Here is a 19,502-nt window from a genome sequence, read left to right as displayed (position 1 = left end):
ATTATAAATATTGCGACCAAATGCTTTATCAGGGTTTTATTTAATTTATTCCCAACATAATTAGCGTTACAGGGAGGCCGCAAGCAGCGGCCCCCCTTGCCAGACCAAGGAATGGTCCGCGTAACGTGTTCCTTGTGGCTTCAAGCAGCAAACGTATAACTCACGTCAATGCATTCAAACGATCCACTAACCCACTCAGACGAAGAGTCGGTGTGCATATCGCATTGCCCAATATCGTATCGCTACAATACAGAGTTAAACGCTGGCGGGCGCGAGTGATCGCGGTATAAACCAATTCGCGCGTTAATACCGGCATAAAAGTATTCGGTAATACCAGGGCGGTATGTTCAAACTCCGATCCTTGCGACTTATGAACTGTCATGGCATAAGCCGTTTCATGGCTGGGAAGACGGCTGGGTTGCACCGATTTTATGTTGCCATCCGGCAACTGGAAATGCACCCGTAGCTCTCCTTCATCGTCATATAACGCGATACCAATATCGCCATTAAAAAGACCTAACGCACTGTCATTAAGCCCGATCATCACCGGCCGACCGGCATACCAACGCCCAGATGGACCAGGTGCACGCTCAATTAACCTCTTGCGATGCAACAACTGCTCAATACGCTCATTCAAGCCACTGACGCCAAATGGCCCACTTCGCAATGCACACAACAATTGATAACGACCAAATGCCGCCAGCACATCCACAGCATGCGCACCTGTAGCTGCCAATTGGAGGTAATGCTGATAGCCCGCAACGCAATCCTCCAGCAACCGTTGGTAGTCATCTGAATCCGTCAGAGAAAAATGTTCAATATCTGAATAGGCCCCCTTTAATACTGATAATGCATCCCGATACTTGCCTGCATTAACCGCTAAAGCGAGCTGCCCGATACCCGATTTCTCATCAAACCGATAGCTCTTACGCAATAAACACAAGCTATCACGCACATTGACCGTATCCGTAGAGACTGCTCCAATCGGTATATTTCCGGCCAATGTGCATCCTGTCAGCCGTGCTAACTGTTCTGCACGAGCCTTGCTATAACCCAACTCAGCAAAGCGACAAATATCCCCCAATACCGCCCCGGCCTCAACCGAAGCTAACTGATCTCGGTCCCCGAGGAAAATGACTTGAGCTTTAGCGGGCAAAGCGGCAATTAGCCGCGCCATCATGGGTAAATCCACCATAGACGCTTCATCTACCACCAGCACATCAAGATTTAGTGGATTACCTCGGTGATAACGCAAACGTTGACTGTTTGGTTGAGCACCTAATAAACGGTGCAGAGTGGATGCTTGATCTGGGAATAACTTGCGCTCGGCATCTGTAAGTGTGAGTTGGCGGATGGCATTCCCCAATGACTCAGTCAGCCGCGCAGCGGCTTTACCCGTTGGGGCAGCAAGCTGGATACGTAAACGCTGCCCTTGGCTAAGCTGTATCAGCGCAGTTAATAGCTTGGCTACTGTGGTGGTTTTCCCCGTTCCCGGCCCACCAGAAATCACCGAGATACGGCGAGTAGCGGCTACTGCGGCGGCCACCTTTTGCCAGTCAATCTCCGTGTCTGACCGACCAAATAGGCGGTCCAGTGTCTCTGTTAATAGGCTTTCGTTAATCCCCCTGGCCTCATTAACGAATAAAGCGGTATTGTCACTGGCAATAAACCGCACCACATCACCTTCGTACTGCCACATCCGTTGGAGATACAAACGTTCATTTTGCAACACCAACGGCGTTGGCAATGAGCCATCACTGACCGCTGGAGAATTATTTAATCCTTGTATCCAACGCGACAGCTCTGGAGCACCAGCAGCCAGCCATAATGCTTGAGATAACCCAGCCTGCCGCCCACCAAACAGTTGTTCTGGTTGCAGATAACTTAATGGCAGGCACACATGCCCGGCTCCCGCCTCGGCGCTGAGAATAGCCGCCGCCAATTGCAGCATAGGGTCATCATCCCCTGCAATCATGCGAGAAAATTGAACATCCAGAGGGCGTAGTAAGTGGTCACGAACCGCTTGGTCCAGTAGAACCATCATCTTGATGAATCCTCATCTGCCTGAGCTGTACCACTTTCATGACCTGAAAGTAGAACGACCTCATTGCCACTGAATAAACAATCCATTCCTTCAATCAGCTCCTGTTCAGGGCGACAACTAAAGATACCGTTACCCGGATGTTGTTTATCGACACCACGCAAGAAGAGATAAATGACACCCCCGAAGTCCCGTTGATAGTCATAATCGCCCAAGCGATGACGTAAATAGCGGTGTAAAGCCAAGGTATAAAGCTGATATTGCAGATCATAACGATGCTCAGCCATCGCTTGGGCCATCAATTGTGCGGTATAAGCACTACTGTCTTCCCCCAGCCAGTTAGATTTGTAATCTAATAAGTAATACTTACCCTGCCAGCAGAAAACCAAGTCAATAAAGCCCTTAAGCATCCCTCTGACTTGCTGAAAATCTAACACCGGACACTGACGTGAGAGCGGGTCATAATGCTTGATTAAGGCATCTAATTGATTAGCGCGTAACAAAGTATCGATAGGCAAATAAAACTGTAATTCCGCCTGCTTACTCTCCGGCGTCAATCCCGCCAGAGTTACGCCCGCATCGTTAAGGGGGACGTGCATAATGTCACTTAGCCATTGATACAACATTGGCGACCATTGTTCACCAAAGCCCTGTTGCTGTAGTTGCTGCGCCAGCCAGTCTGGCTCAATAGGTTGGCTAAAATCTAATGGCTCAAGTAAATCATGCAGGAAAGTCCCCGGTGCCGCCCCCCGCGGGAAGGTATGGGGCGTTAAATCGGCTGCGGTGATGAGTGCCTGCTCACCGACGGCATCACTATCTAGCCGTGGCAATAGCTCCTGTAAAGGGAGATTCAGAACCTGCGATTTGGCACCATGCTGCTGTAGGCCGGAATAACTGGTAACCCGCCAAAAGTCGTGCATTTGTCGGTTAAACTGGCGCGCGGCGAGTTCTGGCAAAACTTCAGGCCGTGGCTGCCAAGCTGTAGCGTCAGGACGTTCCGCCAGTGAGACCGAAATATCACCGCCCGAAAATGTGGTTAGCTCCGCCAACTTATCCGCCAGATATTGCGCGTCGCCAGCTTGTCCATGTTGAACCAAATAGCCTAAAGCGCTAAGGTGCATGTCGCTTTCGCCCTGTTTTTTCCGCCCGCCTTTAATTAGCGGCGCAATACCGATACTACAATGATAAACCGCGCGGGTCAGCGCAACGTAGAGTAACCGTAAGTCTTCTGCCAACCGCTCTTCTTCCGCCAAAGCCTGGCTCTCTTCATCAGCATTCAGATCAAGCAGAGCCTCAAAGCTATGACGATCGTGATATAGCACGTCCTGCTGCTGACGGAAATTGCCGACAAAAGGGAGCCAAACCAACGGATACTCCAACCCTTTTGATTTATGAATTGTAATCACCTGTACCAAATGGCGATCACTTTCCAAACGCAATTGTTGATTATCTGACTGATGATTTGGTTGTGCTATTTGTTGTGCCAGCCAACGGATTAGTGCGTGCTCACTATCAAGCTGTGATGCGGCCTCTTGTAATAACTCTCCCAAATGCAGTAAGTCTGTCAGCCGACGCACCCCACCAGGGGTCGCCAACAAGTTTTCAGCTAAATGGCGCTGTGCCATTATTTCCCGCAGCATAGGAAGCACACCACGGCGCTGCCAATGTTGGCGATAGCCATCGAATTCATCGACCAGAGAATCCCAAGCCCGTTCATCGTGATTCAATGCATCCAGCATCTGTGCATCCAACCCTAGCATCCCGGTAGCCATCGCACTGCGTAAGGCTCTTTCCTGCTCAGGGGCCAATGCAGCTTGCAATAACCACAATAGATCTTTGGCTTCTGCAGTATCAAAAACACTGTCGCGATTGGATAAGTAAACCGATGGAATAGCTAAGGCACTCAGTGCATCTCGAACCAGCGCAGCCTCTGCCCGGCTACGAACCAAAATAGTAATATCAGATGCCTGAACCGGCCTTGAGCCTGTCGTTGTCACTAATTGCGCCAGCCCATTCTGCCCATCCACCAGCCAGTCACGGATTTGACTGGCACACTGCCTGGCCATCAATTGCTGGTATTCACTAACCCCAACTCCTTCACCCGGTTGCAGCCAAAAAGAGATGGCTGGTTGTTTTTTCCCTTTAATTTCAAAAGATAGACAGCTATTTTTTTCAGCCGCCGCCACCTTGATAAAGGGGATTTGTTCAAACAGAAAAGGAACCTCAACCGAACTAAAAAGCCTGTTTACTGATTGAACCATCGGGAAAGAGGAACGCCAATTGGTCTCTAACGTGTAGTGGGCACTTACTTCTGAACGAGCACGAATATAGGTAAAGATATCTGCGCCACGGAAAGCATAAATAGCCTGTTTAGGGTCGCCAATCAGTAATAAACCACACTCACCTTGGTTACCATAAAGCGTGTGGAAAATACGGTATTGCTGAGGATCGGTATCCTGAAACTCATCAATCATTGCAACTGGATAACGGGTACGAATAGATTGAGCTAACAACTCACCACCTGGCTGCTGTAATGCCACATCCAATTTACTGAGCAAGTCATCAAAACCCAATTCTGCCCGCTGCTGTTTCTCCTGCTGGACGGAAGTTCGTATCTCGCTAATTGCACGGGCTAAAATCAAATCTCTTAGTGTCAAAGGTTGTTCGAAGATGCGGTCTATCGCACTGAACACCGAGTGTTGGGGGATCGCACCTTTTTTGGTTTTCTCAGATAATATCGATTGGCGAAACTTTTCCAGCTCTTTAGGTAACTGATAATCACCGGTTTCCTGCTCTGCCCATATAGCGACCTTTTCTAGCCAGTTAGGTAAGTATCGGCTGCTGTAGCTGCGCTTATCAACGCCAGATGCACTAATTAAAGCTTCCAACTCATGAGCCACCGCACGCCATTGCGCTTTGACAGTATCAATTTGCACAACTATTTGCTGATGCCGACTGAGTATCGTTTCATCATCACCAGGTGCTTGCCGAAATTTTGGTGTTTCACCTTGTAAATAAGCAGCAAGGTCTTTGAGCAATGCCTCCGGCCCGCTCCATTCCTGGCTGACTGCGCGTGCAACAGCCAATGGAAGCGGATAGCAGTGACGCCGCCAAAAATCGGCACAGGCCTGTCTGCGTAAGGGCTGTTCATCCTGAACCAATGTTTGTTCAAACAAGATGCCAGATTCAAAAGCATTGTTCGTCAGCATTCTCTGACAAAAACCGTGAATGGTATAAATTGCGGCTTCATCCATCTGACGCTCAGCAGTAAGTAACTGTGCTGCCGCCTCGCCCAGATCACTAATTTCAGTTAATAAAGCCTGATGCATTAGGTCATCACTGACTCCCCGTACGCAAGCAATACGCAACCCATGGATATTGTCGCGAATTCGCCCCCTCAACTCTTCAGTTGCCGCCTCAGTAAAGGTCACCACCAGGATTTCCTCTACTGTCAGGGGGCGACTGAATGCTGCCTCCCCTCCCAAACCAAGCAGCAATCGCAGATAAAGAACCCCAATGGTAAAAGTCTTACCAGTACCGGCAGAGGCTTCAATCAGCCTCTCACCGTATAAGGGGAGCGTCAGCGGCTCCAGCCGCTGGGGAGTCATTGATGTCATGGAGCTAATACCTTCTGCGGCAGGGTAGCCTGCAAGGCAGATGTTGTCGGATAGGTCGTCCATCCTTTAAGCACCGCATATCCGCCAGCCGTTTGCCCCTGACCTTTAACTTGAGAAAGCAGTGCCAGACCTTGCGGTTTAATAACCGCTTGCTGGAAGAAATCAGCTAATACAGTGCTATTAAGTTGCTTCACCTGAGCAATCATTTTTTCGCGACTATCAAACGCAAAATTATTACGATTGAAATCATTACTGTAACGACTAGCCTCTTCATCCAGAGTTTGTGGTCGTTGCAGTAATTGGTTAATTAACCCTTGTTTATATTGTTCAAAATCAGCAGGTTTCATTTCACGCAGGCGCTTTTCTGCCTGTGGATAGAAAGCAAGATAGCGTTGATAAAGGTAATCAGGTTGCTTGCTGTTACTTTGCAGCAAGAACCCCAAGCCCCACTGGCGGCCAACCGACATCGGGAAGGCAAATACCGCATAGCCGAGCTGCTCTTCGGTTCGTAATTGATCATAGAACCACGGTTGAACAATTTGCCCCAGCAAAGCACTACGCGCCATACCATCAATTTCCGTATAGCCGGTTGGAACATAGACTGCCGCCAGCGCAGCATCAGAACTGCTGCCAAGCCGCTCCATATTGGCCAGTTGAGCCTTATCAACAACAACATCCTCGCCGGTCCACCAAGTGGTTCCCGTCAAAGCCAATTGTTTTCTCAACGATTCAGCCAGAGCGGTAACTTGCTGGGTGGTCATATTACCCACTGCCAATACTTCCAGCGCAGATTGCTTCAGCAAGCTATCACGATAAGTCAGCACATCTTGCACGCTGATAGTATCAAGCAATTTGCGCCGTTCGCTGCGTTCAGAATAAGGAACATGAGACAGCAATTTCGCTGGCTGAATCGCCAGTTCATAAGCTTTGCCTTTCTCAGCCACGTCCAACTGCTCGCGATACCAAGATTTAGCCTGCACTAATTGATCTTCTGTTGGCGTGAAGCTGGAATAACCTTCAACCAGCGTGGTTAGCAATTGTGGCATCCGCTGTGTGAAGCCATTAGCACTGACATATAAACCGTTGTTAGGGGCGGTTGAGAAGCTGATTCCGCCGATCGAAGCCTGATAGCTCAGTTCATCCAGTGAAAGGCCGGCCAGATAATCAGTCAGGGCGAAGAGTACCTGATGGCGGGCGGTATCCAACGCATGAGGATTGCGGAAAGCCAGCGCGATATCGGCTTTCGGTTCATCAGCAAAATACTGACTTGGCATGTAAAACACCCGTAACCCCGGTTGTTCCACAACATTCTGTGGCCGGATGATATTTTTATCTGCTTTGATCAGCGTAAAGTCATCTGGGATGTAGGGGTTAAGTGCCGGTAGGCTCAGAGTGATATTCTCCCCAAGTTGTTGCCAGTCTTTCATCTCTTGTGGGCTAATTTTATTGACCTGATAAGGGGCATCAACAAAATAGGCCACTTTATTGTGAGGCTCTTCAGGGCTGACAAACCAGATCCGCGCATTCTCTGGCGTCATTTCAGCCAACCGGGCAGCAATGGCTTTGGGATCATAATGATCCGCCAGATAGGGCGCATCAAGCACATGTGCGACAGGTACTCGCAACATCATATCCACCAGCCACTCGATGTAATCCATATCCCGCGTGATTGAGGGATAACGGAAATCCAGATTTAAAACATGGGCTATCTCATCGAAATAGCTCTGTTTAATGCCGTCTTTTTGCAACATTTTGATGTAATCAAAGATAGCGGCCACCACGACGTCACGTTTGGCCAGACCTTTATCCGTAAGTGATACCGAAATAGAGAACACCCCACCATTACGGTCTACCATTGGGTCGGCACCGGCATTAATAGCATCTGCCAGCCCCTGTTTTTGTAGCCAGTCGGACAACGTATCTTTACTGCGATTACCAATCAAATAGCTAACATAGGTATCTGTTTTGCTGCGAAATTCTGCGCTATTGTTCTCAATGCGAAAGTCTATTTTTAACTGTTTACGTGGTTGGGCTGGAACATAATGAATAATAATACCGGTTTGGTCCGGTGTTACAGCAGGTACCGTGATTGGAGGAACTTTTGCCTCCCGATTCGGAATCCGGCCAAAGGTATCAGCCGCTAATTGTGCCAACTGCTCCAGAGACTGATTGCTATACAGCACCCCCACCATCAAATTGGCAGAATAGTAACGATGATAAAAACTCAGCAGCTCATCATGTAATTTGCCATCAGGCTTGTCTTTCAGCGTATCAAGATTACCCCCCGAAAAACGCGCACTAGGATGTGCTGGATTAAGCGTTTCAGCATTAACTTGCGCCATGCGCATCCCATCGCGCGAGCGGGCCATCGTCAATTCAGCATTGACCGCATTACGTTCACGATCAGCATTGATAGGGTCTAACAAAGGCTGTGCAATAGCATCGGCTAAACGCTCAACTGCCGGAGCTAATGCATCATTTTCAATTTCAAAATAAAAGGCGGTTCGATAAGAAGCCGTACTCGCATTATGGCTACCGCCATGCTTTTTCAGAAACTCGGCAAAACTGCCTGGTTCAGGAAAACGCGTAGAACCCATCAATAACATGTGTTCCAGATAATGAGCTAAGCCCAACTGGTTATTGGGATCTTCCAATGATCCGACAGGCAACGCCAGTGCTGCCAGGGATTTAGGTGCTTGCGCATCAGAAACTAGCAATACCGTCATACCATTAGGCAACTTTATTGCCTGATATTTACGCAGGTCATGTTCACTTTTGTGAATGGCTTCTGCCAGAGGTTGCCACGCAGGCGCAGCAGCCCAACTAAGAGGTGCCAGCAAACCTAATAAGAAAAATATACCCATGATGCGGGCAAACTGTTTATGCATTCCGTTTCTCCCCTAACCCCTTAAAAATTACCGCTTAAAGCCGCAGCCAACTTTCTGGTATTGATATGTATGAAAGCCTGGTTTGGCCATCAGCAGTTCTCACGCCTTATTATGGCGGGCAATCGGTAATAAATAACGTTCCGTTTCATGTAATATCTTGTCGAGATGTGGATTATCCATCAGGCGGAACACCCTTTGCACATAGCTATCCTCACCTTCACCTGCAACTCGCTGATCACCCTGCCAAACTTGTAAAAGTTTCATGCGGGCTTTAGTTTGTGTTTCTTCATCCCACAAAATCTGACCTGACTCGCGTTCAAAGCACTGGCTCAGCCATGCCCAACCACTTTTGCTCAGCAATAACAGTGGTTCACACATTCCTTGCTGATACCCACTGATTAACTGTTGTAAATAGTGATGAGCCTCATCACGGACCAAAGAATCATAGCGCCATGCAGTTCCTTTACGACCATACATCCGGCTTTGCCCCTCACCTCCACCAGCACAATAGACCAGATGTTCAATCCATAATAAAAGCCCGTCTATCGCCGTTAATGCCGCGGGACGCCAACGAATTAATCCATCTTCCTGAACCTGATGAATCCAACCTGTAAGGGTGATGTCACCCAATTCGATATTTAGCTCAATGCTATGATGCTCAAGGCGCTCGCTACGAATCTGTTCAGCTAATGGCACCATTTCCTCTTGCTGGCTTTCCCAATAAAGCTCACCGAACGATCCATAAGGCAGGCTACCGGCCGCTCGAGCTCGGGTAAACACGCTATTGATGTCTCCCTCATCTATCAACGCATTCAGTAACTGAGTATTAAACTGATAGCGGTTGAGGTTATCTAAAGTAAATGGCTCTTCATCAGGTAATTCTGTTTCTTCAATAACAAAATTCACTCCTAGCCGGAGCTGGAAGAATGCCCTCACAGGGTGGCGATAGAAACGGATTAACTCATCCAATGTAATTTCAGATAAAGATTCAGGCGATAATGGCTGATTAAACTCTGGATGCGGTCGCCCTTTGGACTCAGCAGAGGGTAGCCATTCAGCAGCGTAACTCTGTAACTCGCTATGCTGAATAAAATTTTCTGCCGCAAACGGCATCCGCGCATGCCAGCAGAGTAAGTGCTGAATCACCCGCTGAGCGCTCTCATCAGCATTGAGCATTTCGTCACCCGGTAAATGATAACTTTGTGAGATATATTCAATCAGTTCACTGACCAGCACTGATGGATAACGCTTACTGTTATCCTGGATAGAGCGCCCGATATAGCTGATATAGAGCTGTTGCTGAGCCGAAAGTAGCGCTTCGAGGAACAGATAGCGGTCATCGTCACGGCGGCTACGGTCACCACGGCGAACCTGCTTTGCCATCAAATCAAATCCCAGCGGCGGCAGCGTTCGTGGGTAAACGCCATCGTTCATCCCCAATAAGCAAACAACTTTAAATGGGATCGAGCGCATAGGCATTAGAGTACAGAAGTTGATTGGCCCGGCAAGGAAACGCTGGCTGATGCGCTCATTATCCAAGCGCGAAGCCAGTTCATCCCGTAACAGATTAAGTGGCACCACATCGGGATATTGGGCGGCAATACCGTAGCTGATAACCTTCTGCCACTGTTGTTCAATCAGCACCAACACCGCTTCAGTGTCATTATCGGGTTCAAAGAAGGTATCCAATAATTGGCGGCACAGGGGTAACCATTCGCTGAGTGCTCGGGGTTCACTTAATTGCTGCCGCCATTGGCTTAGTTGCATCAACATATCTGCCAATTGCCCAGCGAGTTCCGCAGCTAAGCCACTCGACTCATCATATGGCAGAACACCCTGCCAATCTCCGGCGGTGCTATCCATGGCATAACCCAGCAACATGCGGGTTATACCAAAGTGCCAGGTATGCTGACCCGTCGCGGGTAAGGAGAGTTCCCGTACATTGTCATCATCCAGCCCCCAACGAATACCCGATTCCCCCACCCATTGCCGTAAGCGGCGCAAGCCATCTTCAGTAATACCAAACTTACTGGCTAAAGCAGGGACCTCCAACAGCGCCAACACTTGCTCAGAGGTGAAACGGCTTTGAGGGAGGTCAAGTAAGGTAATAAAAGCCTGTAGCGCCGGATGGGCCTGACTGGCTTTACGGTCAGAAATCGCAAACGGCAGATAGCGGTTCCCTGTCGCATTACCAAATGTGGCCTGAATATAAGGGGTATAGCTGTCAATATCGGCAACCATCACAATGACATCGCGTGGAGTAAGTTCAGGATTAGTTGAGAATAAATTCAATAGGTTATCTTGCAAAACCTCAACTTCTCGCTGAGGACTATGGCAAACATGCAGGCTAAGAGATCGATCACTGAGATCTAATCGACGCTTTTGGTCGCTACGCGCTAAGGATTCTGCCGTGGTGCCAATAATTGCGTGGTCTTCCAGCTCCAACATATCGTGCTGAATACCATGTAGTAGATTATCAGGGTCAATATCGACAAAAGCGTGGACCTCTTGAATATCATCAACCTGAGATAATAAATACATATGATCCCGCCCGAGCCGCCCCCACGAGGCTAATAATGGGTTACTGAGTTCTTGTTCACCATTCGTATTAAAGAGCTGTTCAGCCTGCTCTGGCTGGCGGAACAGATTGACTTCAATTGATTCGCGATAATGTCTACGTTTGCGGCTTTGTAATTTAGCCAAAAAAGCATAATCCTGAATATCGCCCCAAAAATAGCGGCAAGGATTCGTAAACATCAGATGAATATCAATATGTTTACCCAGCGCTTGCAGGGCTTGTAAATAGATAGGAGGTAATGCCGATATGCCGCAAATAAATACCCGCTTGGGTAACCCAGCGGGGCAGACATCCGCTTCAAGCAGGGTGCGGATAAACCGCTGGTAGAGATTGGCACGGTGCCATTCGGGCTGTTCCAATTGGCGGGTATAATTGGTCAGTTCCACCCACAACTTGGCTTGCCACAGTTGAGCATCGTCCAGATTGTCAATGAGTTGGCCCTGTTCCCAACTGGCAAGCCATTCAGGACGATATACTAAATATTGGTCGAAAAGGTCAGCAACCCGTGCTGCAAGTTGATGGATTTTGCGCTTATCATTATCGTCACTTAAATAGCGTTTCATGGGAGAAAATACCGGGCTTTCCAGTAAATCTGGCAGCAACCACATAAGTTTCCATGTCATGGCGTCTTTGCTAAATGCGCTTTCTTTTGGGATTCCGGGCAAAACACGGGTAAACATATCCCAGATAAAGGTTGCGGGCAGCGGAAACTCAATATTAGCTGCAATACTAAATTGTTGTGCCAGTTGCATTTGTAACCATTGTGCCATTCCTGGGCTTTGAACTAGCACCACTTCTTGCTGGAAAGGGTTATCCAACGGCTCTCGTTCTATCAGCGCAGTCGTTAGCGCTTTGAGTAAATCTAATTGATTAGAATGATAAACCGTGAACATGATTACTCCCTTAAGGCACTATGGAAAATAGCCATAAGTGATTAAACCAGTTTATTATCACTTGTGGGTAAATCCTGAGGCTTAATACTCTAACTTGATAATGAATGAGCGCAATAGGTTATCTCTATTATAAGACCGATATAGTTGCTCATCTGTATACCTCGGCGGTTCATCAATCAGGATCCCCTTGTTTGTCGCCTCAGCAACGTCGCATCTATGGGGGATAACTATGCCGTTAGCCACTTCCATTCGTAGAGCAAAACCATCGGGTTAACTCTGCTGACAGGTTTTTCCGTACCGCAAGAGTGAAATTAAGCTCGGTGCATTCCCCTTCAATTCGGCTAATAGACTGACGATATAACCAGTTAGGCTTCATTCCCGATATAAATCCCCTATCAGGTCTATCCTCCCCTGCACTATCAATATGTTGATGAAGCAGAAACCATGCCTGACGCTGTTGCCACACAGAAGAGAAACCCTGTAAAAGAGCCTGATGGTATTGCAACAACCCCAGTAACGAGACAGAGAAAAACAGTGCCGCAATTAAGGCTTCAGGCAGGCTAAACCCTCGTTGGTTGCGAGGATGGTATTGGTCACTCCGTTTCATCAACAAGCACCTATTGCAGCATTTTAGTAATCGCAAAACTGTGCATCCTTATCAGGACAGAAATCCAACCAGCCATGAGCTGCCTTAACCAGTTGATAGTGACCCATATACCCTTTGCCAATATTCAGCATGACCCGTTGATAAAGCATCAAGGGTGGCTGCGAACCGAGGGGGTAACTCTCCCCTCTGAGAATAAAAAAACCGCTTAGTGATGCTGGTTTAACACAGGCCTTTAAGCCATATTGCTGCTGAATGCAATACCATGTTGAACCTGCCCGCCATGGCAAACTGAATGACCAATCCTGACTTATCCCCCAGTTCAGTGATGATGTTGCCTGATTAAAAGCACGTAAATAGTGCTGTTCTTCAGATGTAATCTGTTGAATATTATCCAATTGACGGTGTAGTGCTGACAGCAGAAATAAACCAAGAGCGAAAAGTGTAGCGACGGCTGCCAATGTGCTGGTCCCCCGTTGATGATTCAGCTTCATAGATTGTTCCCGCGTATCGTATAAGTAAGCTGATGATGGATGACCGGATTACCTGTTTTTTGCCCCGCTAATTGCACCCGATAAACCTGATTTGATGTTTGCTGAGGTAACCGACTAATAGAAAAATGGGTTATCGTTATCTCTTGTGGATCAAGCAGCTTTTCCCACCCACTGCCAGCGCAATTCAGTTCACCACGTTGGCCCTCTAATGCTTTTTTACGCAGGCGGTAGCCAAAGTATTCGGACTCCTGATGTTTCTCCCCTTCCCATCGACCATTTCGATTGAGATCGTAAGCAACTATCAGACACGAATTTGTCGCTTCTGCGGGATAATGATGGGTTGTAACCGCTTTTCCCTGACACTCGCCATGGCAAAATCCTGCACGCCGCAGATCTTTTTCTAGCACAACCATAACCTGACTCAGTGCCAACTCCAGATAATAGCGCTGCTGCAAGGTTGATATTTGTTCGCGTAGCTTAGGGAAAACCTCTGCAGCACCAAGCATAATCAAACTACCAATGCTCAATGCCAACATCATTTCCGGTAGCGTAAAACCTGTTATACGTTTCCGCCCAGAACAGAGCGATGCTGGCATATTTTTGACCATTATTAGCATATATGAATACCTGACATTGGCTGGCCCTCACTACACAGTCTTAAGCGCCCTCTACTGGAAATAACTAACCGGATAGACCCTGCCGGGTTACTGAGCATGATATTTCCTGCCTGTGCCGTATTCCTCACACCAAAGAAGCCCATCTCTTTTTGCAATGAAGTCGCAATAGCGACATCTGGGTAAGGTGGAATAAACACGCCGTCGGTAAGTGCTGAACAGCGAGCCGTAGGTTTATCACCACTTCCCAGGCACCCCTGGCCATTCTGCTGTATCCACAGCAATTCTGTGTCATTGCGACGATTAGCCTGTGCTTGTAAGTGTGTTAAGAAGGCGAGTAACTGACGAGCACTGTCTGCGAGCCGTTCCCGCTGCCGGTAATGATGCCAACTTTGCGCCCCCCAAAGTGCTGTTATACCCACTAATACAATCACCAGCAGCAATTCAATCAGGCTGATACCTTTTTGTTTTTTAAGATAATTTCTACGAGTCAGGTAAGTTTTCGTTAATCTTATATTGGTGTCCATGGCGTAAGTTTACGTGGCTGAAATTTGAGGTCGAGTGACGAATTATCAGGGCTGGAAACGGTGCGCAAAATTTTATCTACGACGACATAAATGCAGAAAAGAGTGCGGCACAGCTCGCATTTTTATTGCAGGAAGGATGCTGGTAGCAAAGAAAAGGGTTTGACGAAAATATACCCAATAGCTTTCCAGATGCAGGGAGGCAACAAGCAGAGGCGAGGGCTGGATATGGGGATGGACCGAGTAAACAGGAGCAGCCACCCTGAAACTTGAAAGGTGACGGGTATAAAACCGGAGCCATTGCGGCTCCGGTCTAAAGATTAGATAGCAATCGGTGCTTTAATTCCTGGGTGAGGATCGTACCCCTCAATTTCAAAATCCTCAAAACGGTAATCAAACAAAGAGTCAGGTTTCCGTTTGATAATCAGTTTCGGCAATGCCCGTGGCTCACGGCTTAATTGCAGATTTGTCTGCTCAATATGGTTGCTGTACAAGTGTGTATCCCCCCCTGTCCAGACAAAATCACCCACGTCCAAATCGCATTGCTGCGCCATCATATGCACCAGTAAAGCATAGCTGGCAATGTTAAATGGCAAGCCGAGGAATACATCACAAGAACGCTGATACAGTTGACAAGAAAGCTTGCCATCTGCCACGTAGAACTGGAAGAAAGCATGGCACGGCGCCAGTGCCATTTGCTCCAGTTCACCCACATTCCATGCTGAGACGATGATACGGCGTGAATCGGGATCCTGCTTAAGCTGTTTTACCACGTTGCTGAGTTGGTCAATCTTACGACCATCTGCAGCCCCCCAAGCCCGCCATTGCTTGCCGTAAACCGGGCCAAGGTCGCCGTTTTCGTCAGCCCATTCATCCCAGATTGAGACATTATTTTCCTTCAAATAGCCAATATTAGTATCGCCATTGAGGAACCATAACAGCTCATGGATGATGGAGCGCAAATGGCAGCGCTTAGTGGTTACCAGTGGGAAACCGTCTTGTAAATTGAAACGCATCTGATGCCCGAAAATCGACACAGTACCGGTACCGGTACGGTCAGCTTTTGGAGTGCCTTCTTCCAGCACTTTTTTCATCAAATCCAGATACTGTTTCATGTTACCTCACGAAAGTTGTTGCGCAGGACGACGATACGCCCAAATCATCATAATGATACCGGCCAGAATCATAGGTACAGAGAGTATCTGCCCCATGCTGATCACGCCATCGAACAAGCCGAGTTGAGCATCTGGCTGGCGGAAACACTCCACAATAATACGGAACGCACCATAACCAATCAGGAATAGGCCAGAAACACTGCCCATAGGACGCGGCTTACGGATAAATAGGTTCAGGATGATAAATAACACCACCCCTTCAAGAATCATTTCATACAGTTGCGAAGGATGACGCGGCAGTACACCGTATTGATTGAATATCGCCTGCCATTTCGCCGGGTCAGCAGCAACGATGGCGATATCTTCGCCACGAGAGGTGGGGAATAACATCGCCCACGGGGTATCGGTAGTCACACGGCCCCATAACTCGCCGTTGATAAAATTACCGAGCCGGCCCGCGCCTAAACCAAATGGAATAAGGGGAGCAATAAAGTCAGCGACCTGGAAGAAATTGCGTTTAGTGCGGCGGGCAAACCACAACATCACACAAATGACACCAATCAAACCGCCATGGAATGACATACCGCCATCCCATACCTTAAACAGGTACAGTGGATTATCGAGGAACATCGGCAGGTTATAAAACAGCACATAACCGACACGACCACCGACAAATACCCCGAGGAATCCCGCATACAGCAGGTTTTCGACTTCTTCTTTGGTCCAGCCACTACCCGGTTTATTTGCCCGACGAACCGCCAACCACATAGCGAAGACAAAACCCACCAGATACATTAAACCGTACCAATGAAGGGAAACGGGGCCAATGGAAAAAATGACCGGATCAAATTTAGGAAACGCCAGATAGCTATTGCTCATCTATCACCACGAAATGTCTCATATTTTGAGAAAATTAATGTTCTTGCCCGGTTAGGGCTACAGGTTGCGCATAATAGCATAGGCTTAGGCCGGTCTGGGCTGCACCAAACAGAAAAGTTCTGTAAACAGCGCAACCCCAGAAAGTGAATGTCACTCGCAAACAAACCAAAAAGCCTTGGAATAGTCGCCAGTGACTGACACTAACAACGCTATAGCGCCAAGGGCCAACGGGATACGCTTACTTCCCGCCGCGGATCAAGCCGCCTAAGCCCCTGCGTTCCATAAACGCTGCTGTTAAATGACGCACATCAGTGGTCATTTGGGCGCTCAATACCCGTTCGGCCAATGCTGCTGCATCCGTTAAATCGATATTGCGCAGCAGATATTTAATTCGTGCCACACTGCGACCGTTCATACTGAGATTGCGATAACCCAGCCCGACCAGCAACAACGCGCCCATCGGGTCACCCGCCATTTCACCACAAAGGCTCACCTGCAAACCCGCTTGTGTCGCCTGCGTCAAAATATGGCTAAGCACCTGTAGCATCGCCGGATGCAGGCTGTCATACAGCGATGCAACGCGAGTATTATTGCGATCTACTGCCAGCAAATATTGGGTCAGATCGTTGGTGCCAACTGAGATAAAATCTACTCGCGACTTGAGGTAGGGCAGCATAAAGATCATCGCGGGTACTTCTATCATTACCCCCAATTTAGGCTGTGGCAATTTATAGCCCAAGACTTCTTGAACCTCACGCCCGGCACGATCGATCAGGCGTTTAGCTTCATCGACTTCTTCCAGGCTGGTGATCATTGGCAATAGAATACCCAAATTACCGGTTCCGGCATTGGCACGCAGCATCGCTCGAACCTGGATCAAGAAGATCTCTGGCTGATCGAGCGTTACACGGATCCCGCGCCAACCCAGGCATGGGTTTTCTTCGCTGATGGGCATGTAGGGCAACTGTTTATCGGCACCGATATCCAAGGTACGTAACGTGACGGGTTTGTTGGGATAAAGCTGTAACATGCCTTGATATTGCGCAACTTGTTCCTCTTCCGACGGGAAGCCGCTTTGCAACATAAAAGGGATTTCAGTGCGGTATAGACCAACACCATCAACCCGCCCACCCAGCAATTGTTCATGTTCCGGGCTAAGACCCGCATTCAGCATCACCTGAATCCGCTCACCACTTTTCAGGGCCGCAGGTTGTTCGACATCGTCTTCAGCCAGCTTGCTGAGCTCAATCTCTTCAGTAACCAGCCGCTGATACTCTTTGACCAGTACCGGTTCGGGATCAACCAGCACCTCACCACGGTAACCATCAACAATCAATAGCCGCTGGTTCAGCAAAGCCGGCTGGATATCAGCGCCCATCACCGTTGGGATGCCCATGGCGCGCACTAAAATCGCGGCATGCGAGTTAGCGGCACCATCACGCACCACCACCCCCGCCAGACGATCTTGTGGCACCTCGGCTAATAGAGTGGCGGTTAACTCATCGGCAACCAGGATAAAACGCTCAGGCCATTGGCTGGCCCCAGAGGTGCTATCATCGAGGTGGAACAACAAGCGCTGACCTAATGCCCGCAGGTCACTGGCTCGCTCACGCATATAGGTGTCTTGCAGGCTGGCAAATTGGGCGGCAAATTGTTCAACCACTTGTTTAACGGCCCATTCAGCCACCGAACCGGCGTCAATTTGCGCAAAAAGCTCACGCTTCAGGCGGGCATCATTTAACAGATGCGAATAGAGATCGAAAATTGCCGCGCTCTCTTTTTGTGAGCTGGCAGCAAAACGCTTACTGAAGCGACGGAATTCTGCCGCAGCCTCTTCCAATGCTTGAGTCAGGCGTTCACGCTCCTGAACAGTATCGAGCGTTGAGGCCTCATAAACCAAATCAAGGGACGGTTGTGAAGTATCCTGCCAACCTTCTGCCACTGCCACGCCAGGAGCCGCCGCCAGCGCGCGGATTCGTGTTTGACGATATTGGCCAAAAATCGCATTCAGTTGCGATTGGGAGAGGATCCCCGCCAGTTGCGTGGCCAGCGTAACCATGAACGACTCTTCGCTCTCATCAAACTGACGATGCTCGCGCTGCTGTACCACCAACACACCCAACAACTGCCGACGATAAATAATAGGTACCCCGAGAAACGCCCGGAAGCGATCCTCTTTAACTTGTGGTACATATTTAAAACTGGGATGACTCTGAGCATCGGCCAGGTTAATGGGTTCGGCCAAGCGCCCCACCAGCCCGACGATACCTTCGTCAAAAGCCAGCGTAATGGTGCGACCACGGGGCTTTTTCAAACCCCGTGTCGCCATCAGGTAGTAACAACGGCGGTCATTATCTGCCAGATATATCGAGCAGACTTCCGTGTCCATCGCCAGACAGGTTTCATTGACCAACAGCTCTAACGCATCCGTCAGGCTGGTTGCCATCGCCACTTTCTCAACTATTTCTCGCAAACGCATGAGCATGATCGGCTTAACTTAACCTCTTTTACGGCGATAAGCGGGCGGTACCCGTGGTGGAATAACCTCCTGCACAGGCATTACGGTTGCAGCAAATTCTTTCATCACACGACGATAAACATCACGTTTAAAAGAGACCACCTGACGCACCGGATACCAATAACTGACCCAGCGCCAGCCATCAAACTCCGGGGTACTGCTACGTTGCATGTTGATATCGGCTTCATTACACATTAACTGTAGTAGAAACCATCGTTGTTTTTGGCCGATGCACACCGGCTTTGTATCCCAACGCACCAAACGCTTTGGTAATTTGTAACGTAACCAGTTACGGGTTGAAGCCAGAATTCGGACATCCTTTTTGTTAAGTCCTACCTCTTCAAAAAGTTCGCGATACATTGCCTGCTCTGGTGTTTCACCGGGGTTTATCCCCCCTTGTGGGAACTGCCAAGAGTGCTGACCGTAACGCCTGGCCCACAACACTTCTCCCTGCCGATTACAAATTACGATACCCACGTTCGGGCGGTAGCCATCATCATCGATCACCGGACTACCTCGATAAGCTTAAAACTCAAAGATGCTCTGATTGTTTCACACTAGCAACAGGCGGTAAACCACTGCTTATCAGCCAGCTAAACCTGATAACTCGGGGATAACTCACAGATATAAGCAAAGTTATGAACACCCCCAGGGCTACGCACGACATTTTATTCACTTTTTCTGTGGATATAGGTGTGTAGAACTCTAGGGAAAAGTAGGTACAACTCATTTTAACG

The 19,502-nt window shown here is 48.6% G+C and carries 12 protein-coding genes; all 12 read right to left on the bottom strand.

Features of this window, described 5'->3' with window-relative positions:
* Nucleotides 1-160: 160 nt before the first annotated feature.
* The 12 genes from recD to rppH all read right to left on the bottom strand — a co-directional run bounded on the left by recD (nt 161) and on the right by rppH (nt 19,272).
* Nucleotides 161-2,044, bottom strand: coding sequence for an exodeoxyribonuclease V subunit alpha (recD, locus tag V2A85_RS00495; protein WP_420070720.1), 1,884 nt, complete (start codon nt 2,042-2,044; stop codon nt 161-163).
* Nucleotides 2,041-5,658: an exodeoxyribonuclease V subunit beta gene (gene recB / locus V2A85_RS00490; protein ID WP_420070734.1), complete on the bottom strand. Its 3,618-nt coding sequence runs from the start codon at nt 5,656-5,658 to the stop codon at nt 2,041-2,043. Before recB ends, recD begins: the two co-directional genes overlap by 4 nt.
* The gene (gene ptrA, locus V2A85_RS00485; protein ID WP_372559784.1) at nt 5,655-8,546 is read right to left on the bottom strand and encodes a pitrilysin; all 2,892 of its coding nucleotides are present in this window, start codon (nt 8,544-8,546) and stop codon (nt 5,655-5,657) included. Before ptrA ends, recB begins: the two co-directional genes overlap by 4 nt.
* Nucleotides 8,547-8,645: 99 nt before the next feature.
* Nucleotides 8,646-12,017, bottom strand: coding sequence for an exodeoxyribonuclease V subunit gamma (gene recC, locus V2A85_RS00480; protein ID WP_372559785.1), 3,372 nt, complete (start codon nt 12,015-12,017; stop codon nt 8,646-8,648).
* 235 nt (nt 12,018-12,252) lie between these two features.
* On the bottom strand, nt 12,253-12,624 hold the full coding sequence (locus tag V2A85_RS00475; RefSeq protein WP_372559786.1) for a prepilin-type N-terminal cleavage/methylation domain-containing protein: 372 nt from the start codon (nt 12,622-12,624) through the stop codon (nt 12,253-12,255).
* Between the two features lie 23 nt (nt 12,625-12,647).
* Entirely contained in the window at nt 12,648-13,115 is a 468-nt protein-coding gene (locus V2A85_RS00470) for a YgdB family protein (RefSeq protein WP_372559787.1), read from the bottom strand.
* Nucleotides 13,112-13,732: a prepilin peptidase-dependent protein gene (locus V2A85_RS00465; protein ID WP_420070719.1), complete on the bottom strand. Its 621-nt coding sequence runs from the start codon at nt 13,730-13,732 to the stop codon at nt 13,112-13,114. Before V2A85_RS00465 ends, V2A85_RS00470 begins: the two co-directional genes overlap by 4 nt.
* Nucleotides 13,726-14,256, bottom strand: coding sequence for a prepilin peptidase-dependent protein (locus V2A85_RS00460; RefSeq protein ID WP_372559789.1), 531 nt, complete (start codon nt 14,254-14,256; stop codon nt 13,726-13,728). Before V2A85_RS00460 ends, V2A85_RS00465 begins: the two co-directional genes overlap by 7 nt.
* A 317-nt stretch (nt 14,257-14,573) precedes the next feature.
* Nucleotides 14,574-15,368, bottom strand: a complete 795-nt coding sequence (gene thyA, locus V2A85_RS00455) for a thymidylate synthase (protein WP_420070718.1) — start codon at nt 15,366-15,368, stop codon at nt 14,574-14,576.
* A 6-nt stretch (nt 15,369-15,374) separates the two neighbouring features.
* Nucleotides 15,375-16,247 carry a prolipoprotein diacylglyceryl transferase gene (lgt, locus tag V2A85_RS00450; RefSeq protein WP_083162866.1) on the bottom strand — a complete coding sequence of 291 codons (873 nt, stop codon included), beginning with the start codon at nt 16,245-16,247 and terminating at the stop codon, nt 15,375-15,377.
* A gap of 238 nt (nt 16,248-16,485) precedes the next feature.
* Nucleotides 16,486-18,732 carry a phosphoenolpyruvate--protein phosphotransferase gene (gene ptsP, locus V2A85_RS00445; RefSeq protein WP_372559790.1) on the bottom strand — a complete coding sequence of 749 codons (2,247 nt, stop codon included), beginning with the start codon at nt 18,730-18,732 and terminating at the stop codon, nt 16,486-16,488.
* 12 nt (nt 18,733-18,744) lie between these two features.
* Nucleotides 18,745-19,272: an RNA pyrophosphohydrolase gene (rppH, locus tag V2A85_RS00440; RefSeq protein ID WP_083162862.1), complete on the bottom strand. Its 528-nt coding sequence runs from the start codon at nt 19,270-19,272 to the stop codon at nt 18,745-18,747.
* Nucleotides 19,273-19,502 lie beyond the last annotated feature (230 nt).

It is taken from the genome of Yersinia sp. 1252 StPb PI, from assembly GCF_048593885.1.
In the GTDB taxonomy this organism is placed as follows: domain Bacteria; phylum Pseudomonadota; class Gammaproteobacteria; order Enterobacterales; family Enterobacteriaceae; genus Yersinia; species Yersinia enterocolitica_E.
Note: the sequence above shows the minus strand (reverse complement) of the source record. Positions and strands in the feature narration are given on the sequence as shown.